The sequence below is a fragment of the Neobacillus sp. MER 74 genome (assembly GCF_023714155.1).
In genome coordinates this window covers 318,998-336,616 of the sequence record NZ_JAMAUV010000001.1, presented here as the reverse complement: position 1 = coordinate 336,616, position 17,619 = coordinate 318,998, and the positions used below count along the sequence as shown (strand labels likewise).

20 protein-coding genes are annotated in these 17,619 nt (G+C 38.8%); all 20 read left to right on the top strand.

The features are described 5' to 3' along the window. Nucleotides 1–3: 3 nt before the first annotated feature. The 20 genes from plsX to M3610_RS01460 all read left to right on the top strand — a co-directional run bounded on the left by plsX (nt 4) and on the right by M3610_RS01460 (nt 17,569). Entirely contained in the window at nt 4–1,008 is a 1,005-nt protein-coding gene (plsX, locus tag M3610_RS01555; protein ID WP_251456120.1) for a phosphate acyltransferase PlsX, read from the top strand. A gap of 12 nt (nt 1,009–1,020) precedes the next feature. Then, entirely contained in the window at nt 1,021–1,968 is a 948-nt protein-coding gene (fabD, locus tag M3610_RS01550) for an ACP S-malonyltransferase (protein WP_251456119.1), read from the top strand. Then, the gene (fabG, locus tag M3610_RS01545; RefSeq protein ID WP_251456118.1) at nt 1,965–2,708 is read left to right on the top strand and encodes a 3-oxoacyl-[acyl-carrier-protein] reductase; all 744 of its coding nucleotides are present in this window, start codon (nt 1,965–1,967) and stop codon (nt 2,706–2,708) included. The genes fabD and fabG overlap by 4 nt, the downstream gene beginning before the upstream one ends. 132 nt (nt 2,709–2,840) lie before the next feature. Continuing rightward, entirely contained in the window at nt 2,841–3,074 is a 234-nt protein-coding gene (acpP, locus tag M3610_RS01540; RefSeq protein ID WP_026566432.1) for an acyl carrier protein, read from the top strand. Between the two features lie 180 nt (nt 3,075–3,254). After that, complete coding sequence (gene rnc / locus M3610_RS01535; RefSeq protein WP_251456116.1) at nt 3,255–3,995, top strand: ribonuclease III; 741 nt, start codon at nt 3,255–3,257, stop codon at nt 3,993–3,995. Between the two features lie 54 nt (nt 3,996–4,049). Then, the gene (smc, locus tag M3610_RS01530; protein WP_251456114.1) at nt 4,050–7,616 is read left to right on the top strand and encodes a chromosome segregation protein SMC; all 3,567 of its coding nucleotides are present in this window, start codon (nt 4,050–4,052) and stop codon (nt 7,614–7,616) included. Between the two features lie 17 nt (nt 7,617–7,633). Continuing rightward, nucleotides 7,634–8,620: a signal recognition particle-docking protein FtsY gene (gene ftsY, locus M3610_RS01525; protein WP_098571668.1), complete on the top strand. Its 987-nt coding sequence runs from the start codon at nt 7,634–7,636 to the stop codon at nt 8,618–8,620. A 96-nt stretch (nt 8,621–8,716) separates the two neighbouring features. Beyond that, entirely contained in the window at nt 8,717–9,049 is a 333-nt protein-coding gene (locus tag M3610_RS01520; RefSeq protein WP_098571669.1) for a putative DNA-binding protein, read from the top strand. A 12-nt stretch (nt 9,050–9,061) separates the two neighbouring features. Beyond that, complete coding sequence (ffh, locus tag M3610_RS01515; RefSeq protein ID WP_098571670.1) at nt 9,062–10,414, top strand: signal recognition particle protein; 1,353 nt, start codon at nt 9,062–9,064, stop codon at nt 10,412–10,414. 119 nt (nt 10,415–10,533) lie between these two features. After that, a complete protein-coding gene (rpsP, locus tag M3610_RS01510; RefSeq protein ID WP_088086361.1) occupies nt 10,534–10,806 on the top strand; it encodes a 30S ribosomal protein S16 in 273 nt (90 codons plus the stop codon). An 11-nt stretch (nt 10,807–10,817) separates the two neighbouring features. Beyond that, entirely contained in the window at nt 10,818–11,048 is a 231-nt protein-coding gene (locus M3610_RS01505; protein WP_251456113.1) for a KH domain-containing protein, read from the top strand. Nucleotides 11,049–11,131: 83 nt separating this feature from the next. After that, complete coding sequence (locus M3610_RS01500; protein ID WP_251456111.1) at nt 11,132–11,527, top strand: YlqD family protein; 396 nt, start codon at nt 11,132–11,134, stop codon at nt 11,525–11,527. 4 nt (nt 11,528–11,531) lie between these two features. Further along, on the top strand, nt 11,532–12,050 hold the full coding sequence (rimM, locus tag M3610_RS01495) for a ribosome maturation factor RimM (RefSeq protein ID WP_098571672.1): 519 nt from the start codon (nt 11,532–11,534) through the stop codon (nt 12,048–12,050). Then, nucleotides 12,047–12,790, top strand: a complete 744-nt coding sequence (gene trmD, locus M3610_RS01490; protein ID WP_251456109.1) for a tRNA (guanosine(37)-N1)-methyltransferase TrmD — start codon at nt 12,047–12,049, stop codon at nt 12,788–12,790. The genes rimM and trmD overlap by 4 nt, the downstream gene beginning before the upstream one ends. 145 nt (nt 12,791–12,935) lie before the next feature. Continuing rightward, on the top strand, nt 12,936–13,280 hold the full coding sequence (rplS, locus tag M3610_RS01485; RefSeq protein ID WP_026566443.1) for a 50S ribosomal protein L19: 345 nt from the start codon (nt 12,936–12,938) through the stop codon (nt 13,278–13,280). Nucleotides 13,281–13,499: 219 nt separating this feature from the next. Next, the gene (gene lepB, locus M3610_RS01480) at nt 13,500–14,060 is read left to right on the top strand and encodes a signal peptidase I (protein WP_251456107.1); all 561 of its coding nucleotides are present in this window, start codon (nt 13,500–13,502) and stop codon (nt 14,058–14,060) included. A gap of 65 nt (nt 14,061–14,125) precedes the next feature. Then, entirely contained in the window at nt 14,126–14,989 is an 864-nt protein-coding gene (ylqF, locus tag M3610_RS01475) for a ribosome biogenesis GTPase YlqF (RefSeq protein WP_251456105.1), read from the top strand. Nucleotides 14,990–15,109: 120 nt separating this feature from the next. After that, entirely contained in the window at nt 15,110–15,772 is a 663-nt protein-coding gene (gene sdaAB / locus M3610_RS01470; protein ID WP_251456103.1) for an L-serine ammonia-lyase, iron-sulfur-dependent subunit beta, read from the top strand. 32 nt (nt 15,773–15,804) lie between these two features. Further along, nucleotides 15,805–16,710, top strand: a complete 906-nt coding sequence (sdaAA, locus tag M3610_RS01465; RefSeq protein WP_251456101.1) for an L-serine ammonia-lyase, iron-sulfur-dependent, subunit alpha — start codon at nt 15,805–15,807, stop codon at nt 16,708–16,710. 91 nt (nt 16,711–16,801) lie between these two features. Next, the gene (locus M3610_RS01460) at nt 16,802–17,569 is read left to right on the top strand and encodes a ribonuclease HII (RefSeq protein ID WP_251456722.1); all 768 of its coding nucleotides are present in this window, start codon (nt 16,802–16,804) and stop codon (nt 17,567–17,569) included. Nucleotides 17,570–17,619: the final 50 nt, after the last annotated feature.

Genomic DNA, 17,619 nt, shown 5'->3' with positions numbered 1-17,619 from the left:
AAAATGAAACTAGCAATCGATGCCATGGGCGGCGACAATGCTCCTAAAGAAATCGTATTAGGGGCACTTAAAGCTGTACAAGCATTTTCAGATATACATATTACCCTTGTCGGGGATGAAAATAAAATAAATGAAACCTTAACAAATCATGATCGGATCACTGTAATCCATACAACGGAAGTAATCCTTGGAACAGATGAGCCTGTTAAAGCGGTTCGCCGCAAAAAGAATGCTTCAATGGTGTTAGCCGCTGGACAAGTCGCAGATGGATTGGCAGATGCATGTATCTCAGCAGGAAATACAGGTGCATTAGTAGCTGCAGGACTTTTTGTTGTAGGAAGAATTTCTGGGATCCATCGCCCAGCCTTAGCACCTACGCTTCCGACCATTGGCGGCGAGGGATTCTTGTTATTAGATGTAGGGGCTAATGCAGATGCCAAGCCAGAGCACCTCCTCCAATATGGACTAATGGGCTCGATTTATAGTGAGAAAGTAAGAGGAATTTCCAAACCAAGAGTCGGTCTTTTAAATATTGGAACGGAGGAAAAGAAAGGGAATGACCTAACAAAGCATGCTTTCGAATTGTTGAAGAATGCTGATATTAATTTTGTGGGAAATGTTGAAGCGCGTGATTTATTAGATGGTGTGGCTGATGTGGTCGTGACCGATGGATTTACGGGAAATATGGTTCTTAAGACAATTGAAGGTACGGCACTTTCCATGTTTAAAATGTTAAAGACGGCATTGATGAGTAGTTTTACAAGTAAATTAGCTGCAGCTGTGTTGAAACCAAATCTTAAAACGTTAAAAAACACTTTGGATTATTCCGAATACGGCGGTGCCGCTTTGTTTGGATTGAACGCTCCTGTAATTAAGGCGCATGGCTCATCCAATGGTCAGGCTATATTTAGTGCTATTAGACAAACAAGGGAAATGGTAAGCAATGATGTAGTTGGTTTAATAAAGATGTCTTCTGAAGAAGAAAATCGAGAAAAAGTAGAACGGTAAAGGAGTTATGAAATGAATAAAATAGCATTCGTATTTCCAGGACAAGGGTCACAAACGGTCGGAATGGGAAAAGAATTAGCAGATAAACATTCCGAGGTGATGGATTTTTTTAGGAGAGCTGATAAAAAGTTAAATATTCCACTGAGTAATCTAATTTTTGATGGCCCAAAGGAAGAGTTGACTATTACCTACAATACACAGCCTGCCCTATTAACAACAAGTATTGCTATTTTAGATTACTTTCAAAAATTTGGGATTAAGGCTGATTACGTAGCTGGTCACAGTTTAGGGGAGTATACGGCGCTTGTTGCTGCTGGTACCCTTTCTTTTGAAGAAGGAGTATATGTCGTTAGAAAACGGGGCGAATTTATGGAGAATGCGGTCCCAAATGGAGAAGGGTCAATGGCTGCCATACTAGGGCTTGACCGAGATCGTCTTTTTGCAGTAACAAATGAGGTAAGTGAATCAGGGAATCCGGTTTCACTAGCAAACCTAAATTGCCCTGGCCAAATTGTTATTTCTGGGTCAAGAAAAGGGGTCGAGTTGGCTAGTGCCAAAGCAAAAGAAGCAGGAGCAAAACGGGCTCTTCCTCTAGAAGTTAGCGGTCCATTCCATTCCACTTTAATGAAGCCTGCTGCAGACCAGTTGCGTGAAGTTCTGGATGGAATTGAAATGAAGGATGCCGAAGTCCCAATCGTTGCAAATGTAACAGCTGAGCCTGTTAGCTCAGCATCTGAAATGAAGGATAAATTAATTGAGCAGCTCTATTCCCCTGTATTATGGGAAGATTCTGTTCGCAAAATGATTGAGCTGGGTGTCGATACATTCATTGAAGTTGGTCCTGGAAAAGTTCTTTCAGGGTTAATCAAAAAAATTGATAAAACAGTTACCACTTTCTCTGTCTCGGATGAGGAAAGTGCACAATCTGTTATTGATGCATTAAAGGAGGAGAAAATATGAATCTTGAAGGGAAAGCAGCCCTTGTCACAGGTGCCTCAAGAGGAATCGGCAGAGAAATTGCTCTTGAACTTGCAAGGCAAGGAGCCAATGTAGCCGTAAATTTTTCAGGCAGTGAAGCAAAAGCAAATGAGGTTGTCGATGAAATCAAAGCACTTGGCAGAGAGGCATTCGCTGTAAAATGCAATGTTTCAAACTCTGAAGAAGTTGCTGAGATGATTAAAGGAACCATAGCCAGTTTTGGAAAACTTGACATTCTAGTCAATAATGCAGGAATTACAAAAGATAATTTGTTGATGAGAATGAAAGAAGAAGAATGGGATGATGTTATTAATATCAACCTCAAAGGTGTGTTCCTTTGTACGAAGGCAGTAACAAGACAAATGATGAAACAGCGGGTGGGTCGGATCATTAATATTGCATCAATTGTTGGCGTTAGTGGGAACCCAGGTCAGGCCAACTATGTAGCTGCCAAAGCAGGGGTCATCGGTTTAACAAAAACAACTGCGAAAGAACTGGCATCCCGTAACATTACAGTTAATGCAATTGCACCAGGCTTCATCACAACAGATATGACAGATAAGTTACCGGAAGATGTAAAAGCAGAAATGTTAAAACAAATTCCGTTGGCAAGATTAGGAGAGCCTAAAGACATCGCCAAAATAACAGCGTTCCTCGCATCAGATGATTCGTCCTATATTACTGGACAAACACTTCATATTGATGGCGGCATGGTAATGTAATAAGAAAAGCGGAAGCACCCTTGGGCGCTTGAGCTAGACAGTTTAAAAAGATTAAAATTCAAATAGTAATAAAAACCTAGTGTATTATTTTGTTGAAATACTCTATAATAGCTTGAGGGGAGGTGAACAGGCATGGCAGAGGTATTAGAACGTGTAACAAAAATCATCGTTGACCGCTTAGGTGTAGATGAATCTCAAGTTAAACTTGAAGCTTCATTTAAAGATGATCTTGGTGCTGATTCCCTTGACGTAGTTGAACTAGTTATGGAATTAGAAGATGAGTTCGATATGGAAATTTCTGACGATGATGCTGAAAAAATTAGCACAGTTGGTGACGCTGTTAATTACATACAAAGCACAAAGTAATCGTTGGATTTCTTCACAAAAGCTCCGTTTTCAAACGGGGCTTTATTCTGTAAAATAGAACTTGGCTTCCAACAGTGATGCCAAGTTTCTTTGCGTTTTGCGAAAAACTTTTTTAAACTAGAATGTAGTAGGGTAGGCAGTAGTGTGTAAATTATTAGATGCAAGGTGGAGAAGTTTTATATGCGCAAGAACAATAATGAAAAAGAGTTGAATAATCGCGCAAAGGAAAATCTTTTTAAAGATTTTCAACATACGATTGGTATTTCGATGGAGAATGAAAAATTATTAAAACAAGCATTTACTCATTCATCCTATGTGAATGAGCATCGCAGAAAGCCTTTCGAAGACAATGAGAGACTTGAGTTTTTAGGGGATGCTGTTCTTGAACTAACTGTTTCACAATTCCTTTACAAAAAATATCCAACGATGACCGAGGGTGAATTGACAAAACTTCGAGCAGCCATTGTTTGCGAGCCGTCTCTAGTATCTTTTGCTAATGAATTACATTTTGGAAAATTAGTATTGTTAGGTAAAGGTGAAGAGATGACAGGTGGAAGGGAACGTCCAGCTTTATTAGCTGATGTTTTTGAAGCATTCATCGGGGCCCTTTATTTAGACCAAGGAATTGAAACAGTGATTAGTTTTCTTGAGAAAGTAGTCTTCCCTAAAATAAATGCTGGTGCTTTTTCTCATGTGATGGATTATAAAAGTCAATTACAGGAGCTCATTCAGCGAGATGGTACAGGGACAATTGAATATCGTGTACTTCAAGAAATTGGACCTGCCCACAACAAAGAATTTGTTTCAAAAGTTTCCTTGAATGGCAAGGAATTAGGTGTAGGAACCGGAAAATCAAAGAAGGAAGCCGAACAAAATGCCGCCCAAATGGCTTTAGACATATTAAAGGCTAAAACAACTTAGAATGACAAAATGTTTGCAAGGAGTCCAACTTGCATGCATAGGGAGGATTAAGAAATGTTTCTAAAACGGTTGGACATTATTGGCTTTAAGTCCTTCGCTGATCGTATAGGGGTTGATTTTGTTCCAGGCGTAACGGCGGTGGTAGGTCCTAATGGCAGTGGAAAAAGTAATATAACCGATGCTATCCGTTGGGTTTTGGGGGAACAATCTGCTAAATCGCTTAGAGGCAGCAAAATGGAGGATATTATTTTTGGTGGAAGTGACACAAGAAAGCCTCTGAATTTTGCTGAAGTAACATTGACCTTAGATAACCAAGACCAAGGCTTATCCCTTGATTATAACGAAGTAAGTGTGACGAGAAGAGTAACCCGGTCGGGTGAGAGTGAATTCTTAATAAATAAACAGCAATGCCGTCTTAAAGATATCATTGATTTATTCATGGATTCTGGGCTGGGACGAGAAGCATTTTCGATAATCAGTCAAGGGAAAGTGGAAGAAATACTTAATAGTAAAGCAGAAGAAAGACGAACCATATTTGATGAAGCTGCAGGGGTTCTAAAGTATAAACAACGTAAGAAAAAGGCAGAAGTGAAATTGTTTGAGACTCAGGACAATTTAAACCGTGTAAATGATATACTTCACGAACTCGAAAGCCAAGTTGAACCATTAAAAATACAGGCATCAATGGCCAAGGACTTTCTGGAGAAAAAAGAGGAACTTGAAAAGTTTGAGGTTTCCTTAACTGTTTATGAAATTGAAGATCTTCACCAAAAATGGGAAGAACTTTCTAAGCAGTTAAAAGTACATCAGGAAGATGAACTCAAAATTTCAACGGAACTGCAAGTAAAGGAAGCTAAGATTGTTGAAAAAAGAGATCAGATCGCTGCGTTTGATGAGTCCATTACTGACCTTCAAAATGTTCTTCTTCATGCAACAGAGGAACTAGAAAAACTTGAGGGGAGAAAAGAAGTCCTTAAAGAAAGGAAGAAAAATTCCTCCCAAAATAAAGAACAGCTTCAAACGAACATTATTGAAATAACTGATAAAATTAGCCAATTAAAAAAGAATAGTGACAGTGTTTCTATTTCTGCTGAAGAACTAAGTAAGCAAGTAAACCAATTACAAGTACAATTAAAAGAAAAGCAATCAAAACTGCAGTTATTTAATGAAAATATTGAAGAAAAAATCGAGAACTTAAAAAGTGAATATATTGAAATACTTAACGACCAAGCTGGTGCAAAAAATGAATTGAAGTACATTGACCAGCAGCTTGAACAGCAGGGAAGAAAAAGTTCCCGTTTAGATATTGAAAATGACAAGTTTATTGAAGAGCGGCAAATCGCGAAGGACAAGGTATCAGATATCCAATCTTCATTAAACGAAATACAACAAAAAATAGAGAATCAAGTCGGTACCTATAGAGAAAAGCAACGTAAGCTTGAAGCATTGAAAAATAATTATCAAAAACAGGAAAAGACTTTGTACCAGGCATATCAAATTCTTCAGCAGGCACAGTCAAGAAAAGAAGTGCTCGAAGAAATGGAAGAAGATTACTCAGGCTTTTTTCAAGGTGTCAAAGAGGTTCTTAAAGCACGAGGGAAAAATCTCAAGGGAATTGAAGGGGCTGTAGCGGAACTTGTTACCGTTCCGAAAGAGTATGAAACGGCATTAGAAACTGCTTTTGGCGGAGCACTGCAGCATATTGTGGTAGATAATGAACCAAATGCACGATCAGCTATTCAATATTTGAAACAAAATTCTTTTGGCAGGGCTACATTTTTACCTCTAAGTGTCATTAAGGGGAGAGCATTATCTTTAGTCCAATTATCTTCGATTCAAAATCATCCATCTTTTATTGGAACTGCCGTCAGTCTTGTAAAATTTGATCCTAAATTCGCGGAGGTTATGAGCAGCCTTCTTGGAAATGTGGTTATAACAAGAGACTTAAAAGGTGCCAATGAATTAGCAAAAATTCTTCAATACCGATGCCGGATGGTCACGCTTGACGGAGATATCGTCAATCCTGGCGGATCAATGACAGGTGGGGCGGTTAAGCAAAAAAAATCTTCTTTATTAACTCGTAAGGGGGAACTTGAAGAGTTAAAAGAAAAGTTAATTGGGATGGAAGAAAAAACAATTCAGTTAGAGAATCTTGTAAAGTCATTAAAAACAGAGGTACAAGATTTAGAGGTTCTATTGGATGAACTCCGTAAAAATGGTGAAGATTTGAGATTAACGGAACTGACATTGAAGGGTGATCTTCGCCAAGCAGAGCTTGAAGAAAAAAACATTAATGAAAGATTAGCTATATATGACCTTGAAAAAGGGCAATTTTTTGATGAGAAAACAACCCTAACCAATAGAAAAAATGAATTATCTGCTGCGATGGAAAACTACAAAACTTCTTTAGCAGAACTAGATGCTCAAATATCAAAACTCTCGGAACAAAAGTCGAATGATCTGACCTCAAAAGAAGCACTTTCGAATGAAATCAACGATTTAAAAGTTGCCTTTGCCTCCAAGAATGAACAGTATATGAGTACTCAAGAACGCCTAGCTCAATTACAAGCCGATTTAGATGAGAGTAAACAAAAGCTTTCTTTGTATACAGAAGACCTTAATCTGTTAACTTCGGAAATGACAAATAGTTCATCCGGTGAGGAGCAGCTAGAAACTGCTGCAATTAGAAAACAACAAGATAAAGATGCCGCAATGAAGTTAATTTCTGTAAGAAGAGAAGAGCGCTTAACCCTAAAGACCACATTAGAAGATTTAGAATTGGAAGTAAAAGAATTAAAACGACTTCAGCGTGGGCTAATTGTTGTTTTAAAAGACGAGGAAGTAAAAATTAACCGTTTGGATGTAGAACTTGAAAACCGATTTGCCCGCTTAAGAGAAGAATATCTTTTATCGTTTGAGGGTGCTAAGGAGCAATATCCATTAACCATACCGCTAGAAGAGGCTAGGAAGAAGGTCAAGCTCATCAAACTTGCCATCGAGGAACTTGGAAATGTGAATATCGGAGCGATTGATGAATATGAACGTGTATCTGAACGATATGAATTTCTTAATGAACAAAAGACAGATCTCCAGGAGGCCAAAGAAACCCTTTACATGGTAATTGAGGAAATGGATGAGGAAATGAAAAAACGCTTTGAACAAACCTTCAATGGTATTCGAGAGCATTTTGAGCCAGTATTCAGATCACTGTTTGGAGGGGGAAGAGCAGACTTAGTGCTTACCATCCCAGGAGATCTATTAAATACAGGTGTCGAAATTGTTGCCCAGCCGCCGGGAAAGAAACTGCAAAACTTAGGCTTATTATCAGGTGGAGAGCGAGCATTAACAGCCATTGCACTCCTCTTTTCAATTCTAAAAGTCCGTCCTGTTCCATTCTGTATTCTTGATGAGGTTGAAGCGGCATTGGATGAAGCGAATGTCCAGCGCTTTAGCCAATACTTAAAACGATATAGTAAGGAGACACAATTTATTGTAATCACCCACCGTAAAGGAACGATGGAGGAAGCGGATGTATTATACGGAGTAACCATGCAAGAATCAGGCGTCTCAAAACTAGTATCCGTTCGTCTAGAAGATACCAAAGAGCTTGTTGAAACTTAATATTAGGAAGTGATAAAATGAGTTTTTTTAAAAAGTTAAAAGAAAAAATCACTAAATCAACCGATACGGTTACAGAGAAGTTTAAGGAAGGTCTTACGAAGACAAGAAATAATTTTTCAGGAAAAGTAAATGATCTTGTTGCAAGATACCGTAAAGTGGATGAAGACTTCTTTGAGGAATTAGAAGAAATAATGATTCAGGCCGATGTCGGTTTTGATACGGTCATGAAACTAATTGAAGAGTTAAAAATGGAGGTCAAACGCAGGAACATCCAAGACCCACGAGAAGTTCAAAGCGTAATTTCCGAGAAACTGGTTGATATCTATAATGCGGGTGAGGAGCAATCCTCCAAATTAAACATTCAAGAGGACGGTCTAACTGTTATCCTATTTGTTGGGGTTAATGGTGTGGGGAAAACCACCACGATTGGAAAATTAGGCTACAAATTTAAAAATGAAGGAAAGAAAGTACTATTGGCAGCAGGTGATACCTTCCGTGCAGGTGCAATCGAACAACTAGAAGTCTGGGGAGAAAGAGTAGGTGTTGACGTCATCAAGCAAGCAGAAGGATCAGATCCTGCAGCCGTTATGTATGACGCAATTCAGGCAGCAAAATCACGGAAATCCGATATTTTGTTATGTGACACTGCTGGACGTTTGCAAAACAAAGTAAACCTGATGAAAGAGCTAGAGAAGGTTAAGCGTGTCATCGAAAAAGAAGTTCCTGGTGCGCCGCATGAAGTAATCCTAGTCTTAGATGCAACAACAGGTCAAAATGCGTTAATCCAGGCAAAAACATTTAAAGAAGTGACAAATGTAAGTGGAATTGTCCTTTCAAAATTGGATGGAACAGCAAAAGGTGGAATCGTCCTTGCGATTCGCAATGAATTAAAAATACCTGTGAAATTTGTTGGTCTGGGGGAAAAAATGGATGACCTTCAGGAATTTGATGCAGAGAAATATGTATATGGCTTATTTGCGAATGAAATTGAACAAACCGAATAGGTGATGTAAAGGGATTATCTTGACAGATAATGTCCGACCCTGTAAACTACTTATGTAAAGGCTTTTCACTTAACATACGTGTTGGAGGGGATTGGCATGCTTGAAAAGACAACCCGAATGAATTATCTTTATGATTTTTATCATTCGTTGTTAACACCTAAGCAGCAAAGCTATATGTCTCTCTATTATTTAGATGATTTCTCATTAGGAGAAATAGCCGAAGAGTATGATGTCAGTCGACAAGCCGTTTATGATAATATTAAGCGGACTGAGACAATGCTCGAGGAGTATGAAGAAAAGCTGCTGTTATTTCATAAATTTCAAGAGCGTAGTAAACTTTTAAGAAATGTGAAAGAATTGCTTAACGAGGACGACCCTTCAAAGCAGGCAATGCTAGAAGCTGTTGCCGAGTTGGAGAATTTAGATTAGGAGGCGGCATGAATGGCATTTGAAGGATTAGCCGACCGACTGCAGAATACAATTCAGAAAATCCGTGGAAAAGGGAAAGTCTCAGAAGCGGATGTTAAAGAAATGATGCGGGAAGTGCGTCTCGCTTTACTAGAAGCAGACGTAAACTTTAAGGTAGTTAAAGATTTTGTGAAAAAAGTCAGTGAACGTGCCGTTGGACAGGAAGTACTGAAAAGCTTAACACCAGGACAGCAAATTATTAAAATCGTTAATGAAGAATTAACGGAATTAATGGGTGGAGAACAAAGCAAAATCGCTGCATCTAATCGTCCCCCTACTGTCATTATGATGGTCGGTTTACAGGGTGCTGGTAAAACGACAACTTCAGGCAAACTTGCTAATTTACTTCGCAAAAAGTATAACCGCAAGCCATTGCTTGTTGCTGCAGATATTTACCGACCTGCTGCCATTAAACAACTTGAAACTCTTGGTAAACAATTGGACATGCCCGTTTTCTCACTCGGTGATCAAGTAAGCCCAGTAGAGATTGCTAGGCAGGCAATTGCAAAAGCAAAAGAAGATCATAATGATTATGTCCTTATTGATACAGCTGGTCGACTTCATGTGGATGAAGCATTAATGGGTGAGTTAAAAGACATTAAAGAATTGACAAAGCCTGATGAAATCTTCTTAGTTGTCGATGCCATGACTGGTCAAGACGCGGTCAATGTTGCTCAAAGCTTTAATGAACAGCTCGGTCTAACTGGTGTTGTATTAACCAAGTTGGACGGCGATACCAGGGGCGGAGCTGCGTTATCAATTCGCGCAGTTACCCAAACACCGATTAAATTTGTCGGTTTAGGTGAAAAGTTAGACGCTCTTGAACCGTTTCACCCTGAACGGATGGCATCTAGAATCCTTGGTATGGGTGACGTGCTTACGTTGATTGAAAAAGCACAGGCTAATGTTGATGAAGAAAAAGCAAAAGAGTTGGAACAAAAAATGCGGACAGCGTCTTTTACGCTCGAAGATTTTTTGGATCAACTTGGTCAAGTCCGGAATTTAGGACCGCTTGACGAATTATTAAAGATGATGCCTGGTGCAAACAAAATCAAGGGATTAAATAATCTTCAAATTGATGAAAAACAAATTTCCCATGTAGAAGCAATTATTCGTTCAATGACGATGGCTGAAAAAACGAACCCTGAAATCTTGAACGCGAAACGGAAAAACCGGATTGCTAAGGGCAGCGGTCGTTCTGTAACAGAAGTAAACCGTTTGTTGAAGCAGTTTGACGACATGAAAAAAATGATGAAACAAATGACTGGAATGCAGCAAAAAGGTAAGAAAAAAGGTGGATTTAAGTTCCCATTTAATCCATTCTAACTTGTTTTGTTTTTGAAAAAATTGGTAATACTGTATGTAAAGAAAAAACACTTTACAAACTATAAAAGAATTGATATTATACTATCTTGTGTGAAACTATTCGGAGGTGCTTTTTTAAAATGGCAGTTAAAATTCGTTTAAAACGTATGGGAGCTAACAAAACTCCTTTCTATCGTATCGTAGTAGCAGATTCTCGTTCTCCACGTGATGGACGTTACATCGAGGTTGTTGGAACTTACAATCCAGTTGCACAACCAGCAAAAGTTGACATCAACGAAGAACTAGCTCTTAAGTGGTTACAAGACGGTGCGAAACCATCTGATACAGTTCGTAACCTTTTCTCTAACCAAGGCATCATGGAAAAATTCCATAATGCAAAATTAAGTAAGTAAAACGGACGACGATGAAACAATTAGTCGAAACGATTGTTAAGCCCCTTGTTGATTTTCCAGAAGACGTCCATGTGGATGTTAAGGAAGACGATAACCGGATTACTTATCAGCTGTCTGTGAATAAAACAGATATGGGAAAAGTGATTGGTAAACAAGGGCGTGTTGCAAAGGCCATTAGAACTGTTGTTTATGCAGCAGGATCATCACAACAAAAGAAAATTTTTCTAGAAATTGGTGAATAGCTTTTTGCACCTAGAAGAAAGGGGGGAATTAATTCCTCCCTTTTTTTGCATACGAATGTGAAGACGTAAGGGAGGTCCTTTCTTTGCAAATCATTCAAACTGTTGTGGTTAAACAAATTCTAACGGAAAATAGTAAGAAAAAATTATTCCATCAATATGAGGCTAAAAAACTACAGCTTCAACGGGAAAACAGTCAGCTTCAATTTGAATTGAAGCGGATGGAAAAAACCAAAAATTTTTCACCTCAAGCGTTGAAGGCTCAATTTGAAAAAGAAATCAGTAAACGTTTAGAAAAAGAAAAGCTTCTTGACTTTCAAATCGAACAATTACATATGCTACCTTTAGGCAGTGAATTAAAGGAAAAGGAAGTACAAGCACTCATTGAAGTGAAAATAGGCGATTCCTGGAATGAACGCACAGGACAGCCTGAGATTATCATTAAAGACGGTATAATTGAGGAAATTAGAGAAGGTGAATAATGAAATGGAAAAATGGTTTAATGTCGGGAAAATTGTTAACACACAGGGAATTAAGGGGGAAGTCCGGGTCATATCAAAGACTGATTTCCCTGAAAAACGCTATAAGGCTGGTAATGTTTTATATTTGTTTATGCCGGGTTCAAGTTCGCCGATTGAATTAACAGTCAAAAGCCATCGAACTCATAAAAATTTTGAATTACTTACATTTGAAGGGTATAACAATATCAATGAAGTAGAAAAGTTCAGAGAAGGAATTTTGAAGGTTCCTGAATCCCAATTAGGTACACTTAAGAAAGATGAATTTTATTACCATGAGATTATAGGATGTCTTGTTGCTACAACAAGAGGAGAAGAACTTGGAAAAGTCTCTGAAATTTTATCTCCTGGTGCCAATGACGTATGGGTGGTTAAAGGTAAGGGAGGCAAAGAAATACTCATCCCTTATATCCATGATGTGGTCAAGAAAGTAGATGTGAAAGAAAAAGTCGTCTTAATTGAACCGATGGAAGGGCTGCTTTCATGATGCAGATTGATATCCTTACCCTTTTCCCAGAAATGTTTTCTGGGGTATTTGGTCAATCAATTTTGAATAAAGCTGCTGAAAAATCTGCAGTCAGTTACAATGTGATAAATTTTCGTGAGTATGCAGATAACAAACATTCTACTGTTGATGATTATCCCTATGGCGGCGGTGCTGGGATGGTTCTAAAACCACAGCCGATCTTTGATGCCGTATCAGCACTGAAGGATAATGCTAAAAGTAAGAACCCAAGGGTCATTCTGCTTTGCCCTCAAGGTGAACGCTACCAACAGCGAAAAGCAGAGGAACTGGCAAAAGAAGAGCATTTAATATTTATTTGCGGTCATTATGAGGGATACGATGAACGAATAAGAGAACATGTGGTAACAGATGAAATCTCGATCGGCGATTATGTCCTGACTGGTGGTGAACTTGGTGCAATGGTGGTAGTTGATAGTGTTGTCCGACTTCTGCCAGAGGTGCTGGGCAATCAGGAATCACATATGAAAGATTCCTTCAGTACGGGACTGTTAGAGCATCCTCACTACACAAGACCAGCGGATTTTCGCGGCCTGAAGGTTCCTGAAGTCCTAATGTCAGGGAATCATAAGTTAATAGAAGAATGGCGCAATAAAGAAGCATTACGTCGAACATTTTTAAGACGACCAGACCTTTTCGAGAAAATGGAATTAACTGATGAACAGGAAAAATGGCTTAAAGAAATAAAAAAAGAATACAAGTAGTATTGCGCGTGTCTAGTAATTGTGGTATGATAATTCTTGTGACTTGAGCTGATACCTATCAGATTGTAGTCTTATAACGATGTTCCGCTGCAATGGATTTAGAAGTTTGATGTGCATGAGCGTCTGTTGGAAGGAGTTGAAAACGATGCAAAAATTGATTGAAGAAATCACAAAAGAACAACTTCGTACTGATCTTCCTGCTTTCCGTCCTGGTGACACTGTACGTGTACACGTTAAGGTTGTCGAGGGTACTCGTGAGCGTATTCAGTTATTTGAAGGTGTTGTGATTAAGCGTCGTGGTGGTGGAATTAGCGAAACTTTTACAGTTCGTAAAATTTCTTACGGAGTAGGCGTTGAGCGTACTTTCCCAGTACACACACCAAAAATTGCGAAGCTAGAAGTACTTCGTCGCGGTAAAGTTCGCCGTGCTAAGCTTTACTACTTGCGTAACCTTCGCGGTAAAAAAGCAAGAATTAAAGAGATCCGATAATAGAAGAGAAAAAGAGCTTGCTCGGAAGCAGGCTCTTTTTTTATGTATATTGATTTGAAACCCTTAACGATATATTTGGAGTTAACCAATTTATTGCTTGTTTTTTAACAAATTATTAAAGTTTGATTAAAAAATATGTTCCCATCGTGTTAAATTTGTTGAAGTTATGTAAAATAAGCTTTATAAAACATTTTTTTACTGAGATTGGCGGGGATTGCGATGACAAAAAAGAAAAATGAACTCTGGGAATGGACAAAGGCCCTTTTGATTGCAGTTATCTTAGCTGCTGTTATTCGATACTTTTTATTTGCTCCAATTGTTGTCGATGGGTTATCGATGATGCCTACATTGAAGGATCAGGATCGAATGATAGTAAATAAGTTTAGTTATAATATTGGGGAGCCAAAGCGGTTTGATATCATTGTCTTTCATGCTCCAGAGAAAAAGGATTATATAAAACGCGTAATTGGACTGCCCGGCGACACCATTGAGTATAAAGATGATACATTATATGTTAATGGAAAAGCGTATAAAGAGCCATATTTGGATAAATATAAAAAGGAAGTTGAGGATGGACCGTTAACCGATCCATTTACCTTGGATGAAACAGCTGTTGGTCGTAAAACCGTTCCAAAAGGTGAATTGTTTGTCATGGGTGACAATCGTCGCTTCAGTAAAGATAGTCGCCATATTGGGACCATTTCTTATGATAAAATTATTGGTAAAACAAGTTTTGTTTACTGGCCATTAAATGATGCCCATATTGTATCAGTGAAATAGATTTTACTACACAGTTACGGCGCCTTGATCAAGGCGCTTAAGCTTTTAGAGGAGGTGGCCGGGTCATGACAATCCAATGGTTTCCAGGCCATATGGCTAAGGCTCGCAGAGAGGTCACAGAAAAGTTAAAGTTAGTTGATATTATATTTGAATTGGTGGATGCGAGGATTCCCTACTCTTCGAGAAATCCAATGATTGATGAAATTATTCAGCATAAGCCAAGGCTTGTTTTGTTAAATAAAGCAGATATGGCTGATCGGGATGCAACTAAGGAATGGATAAACTTTTTTGCCGAAAAAGGAATTAAAGCACTAGCAATTAACTCCCAGGCTGGGGAAGGTATGAGAGAAATTGCGCAAGCTTCACAAGAAATATTAAAAGAAAAATTTGACCGTCTCAGAGCAAGAGGGGTAACGAATCCACGGGCGATTCGAGCAATGATAGTCGGAATTCCTAATGCCGGTAAATCGACTTTGATTAATCGGTTAGCGAAGAAAAATATAGCTAAAACGGGTAATACTCCAGGTGTTACCAAAGCCCAACAATGGATTAAAGTAGGGAAGGAAATGGAACTTCTAGACACGCCGGGAATATTATGGCCAAAGTTTGAGGACCAAGAAGTTGGCAAAAAACTGGCCGTTACCGGAGCAATCAAAGATACACTACTGAACCTCCAAGATCTCACGGTTTATGTACTTAGGTTTTTAGAAAGAGAATATCCTGAGCGCTTAAAGGAGCGTTACAATCTTGAAACTCTTCCTGACGATGTTGTCGAGATGTTTGATAAAATAGGTGTATTGCGCGGATGCCTTGCAGCTGGAGGTATCGTTGATTATGATAAAGTATCTGAACTAGTCATCAAGGAAATTAGGTCAGAGAAATTTGGCCGGATAACATTTGAACGACCTGATGATATTATTACTGAATAAGAATTAGTTTTACTCTCCCGACGGAGAGTCTTTTTTATGGATTTTTCCCAGTATTTATCGGAGGCTATTTTGCCTTATATCTTGTAATATAATTGTATAGAAAATAAAGGAGCATCCTAAATGAAATATCGATCTGCATTTGATATTATTGGTCCAGTCATGATTGGACCATCAAGCTCTCATACCGCAGGCGCAGCTCGAATTGGCCGTGTAGCAAGAACCTTATTCGGTCAGCTGCCAAAGAAAGCAGTCATCTCATTGTACGGTTCATTTGCAAAAACCTATAAAGGACACGGAACAGACTTTGCCATTGTGGCTGGACTGTTGGATTTAGATACATTTGATGAACGAATGCCAAAATCCTTGGATATTGCAAAAGAAATGGGGTTAGAGGTGATCTTTCGTACTGAAGTGGCAGTAACAGATCACCCTAATACCGTGAAAATAAATTTGTATCATGAAGATAACGAACTTGAACTCGTTGGGATTTCAATTGGTGGTGGAACGATCGAGATAACTGAATTAAATTCATTCCCATTGAAACTTTCGGGTGAACATCCTGCAATATTAGTTATACATCAAGACCGTTTTGGTATCATTTCAGCCGTAACAAGTGTGTTATCAAAATATGAAATTAACATAGGGCATATGGAAGTTTCGCGATTAGAAAAAGGTGAAATGGCTTTAATGGTTATTGAAGTGGACCAAAAAATTGATAACAGGGTAATTGAGGAATTACAACAGCTTTCCAATGTATCGCAAATCATTCGAATGGCTGAATAGATTGACTTAAGGACACATCTGGAGGTGTTTATATGTTTCGAAATGTAGCGGAACTTGTGCAACTTGCAGAGGAAAATCAAGTTAAAATTGCAGAAATCATGATTCGTCAAGAAATCGAAGTTTCAGGACTTTCTAGAGAAGAAGTTCTAGCTAAAATGGATAGGAATTTAGCAGTAATGGAACAAGCGGTGGAAAGAGGTTTGAAGGGAGTACACTCCCATACAGGCCTAACTGGCGGCGACGCAGTGTTGCTTCAAAACTATATTAAGAGTGGCCGAGCCCTAGGGGGGACGATTTTGTTAGATGCCGTTAGTAAGGCTGTGGCAACTAATGAAGTGAACGCTGCTATGGGTGTGATTTGTGCTACACCAACAGCTGGTTCAGCAGGCGTAGTACCTGGAACATTATTTGCAGTAAAAGAAAAATTAAATCCAACTCGCCAAGAAATGATAGAATTTTTATTTACGGCAGCGGCATTCGGCTTCGTAGTCGCAAATAATGCCTCTATTTCAGGCGCTGCAGGTGGATGCCAAGCAGAAGTAGGTTCAGCGAGTGGAATGGCAGCTGCAGCGATTGTTGAATTAGCAGGCGGTTCGCCTAAGCAGGCAGCCGAGGCGATGGCGATCACCTTGAAAAATATGCTTGGATTAGTATGTGATCCAGTTGCTGGTTTAGTTGAGGTTCCTTGTGTAAAACGGAATGCAATGGGCGCATCTAATGCGATAACAGCTGCAGATATGGCGTTGGCGGGAATTACAAGTAGAATCCCATGTGACGAAGTCATACATGCTATGTTTTTAATAGGTCAATCCATGCCATCTGCTTTAAGAGAAACAGCCGAGGGCGGACTTGCAGCGACTCCAACAGGGAAAAGATTAGAACAAGAGATTTTTGGAAATGACAAACCATTCAAATTAAAAGACTTAGTATTATCCTAAAAAGTATGAATAACACCCAATGCGAATGAAAGATTGGGTGTTATTTTGCTTGTTAATAGAAAATGATAAGATCGAAATTGCAGGTGATAGAATGAAACAATTAACCATCGCAGAGATTGAAAAGCGAATAGAAAATATCGTGATCGAATCTGATCCGTTCTTATTGGACCTTCTTCAAGATGAGCGTAAAGGTGTTCAACAGTTGGTACATAGATGGAAAAAGAAATATGCCGAGAAACAACAGCTAAAAGAAAAATTTGCTGAAATGAATGTTTATGAACATAAATGGCGTTTAAAAGGTTTTGAACTGATTGCAGGTGTTGACGAAGTCGGAAGAGGACCGCTTGCAGGTCCAGTAGTTGCAGCGGCTGTCATTTTGCCACATGACTTTTTTCTTGCAGGAATTGACGACTCTAAAAAGCTGTCTGAAAAAAAACGTTTGGAATACGATTCAATCATTAGAAAAGAATCCATTGCCTTCAGCATTTCTATGATTCATGCGCAGGAAATTGATGAAATGAATATTTATCAAGCGACAAAAAAAGCAATGAATGTTGCTATTGCATCTTTAGAACCTAAACCAGACTTTTTACTTATTGATGCAATGAAACTTGAAATTCCCTTCCCCTCTGAATCTATTATTAAGGGTGACGCCAAAAGTATTTCAATCGCTGCAGCATCGATTATAGCAAAAGTAGCAAGAGATACATTGATGAAGGAAATTTCACAAACCTATCCAGTCTATGGATTTCAACAAAACATGGGCTATGGAACGAAAGAACATATCGATGCAATTAAACAACATGGAATTACATCGTATCACAGAAAGACCTTCGCACCAGTCAAAGACTTTGTTTAAGGAAATCAACAGACTAGTTTAATGTAGCCATACAAAAAAGATTGTCGATT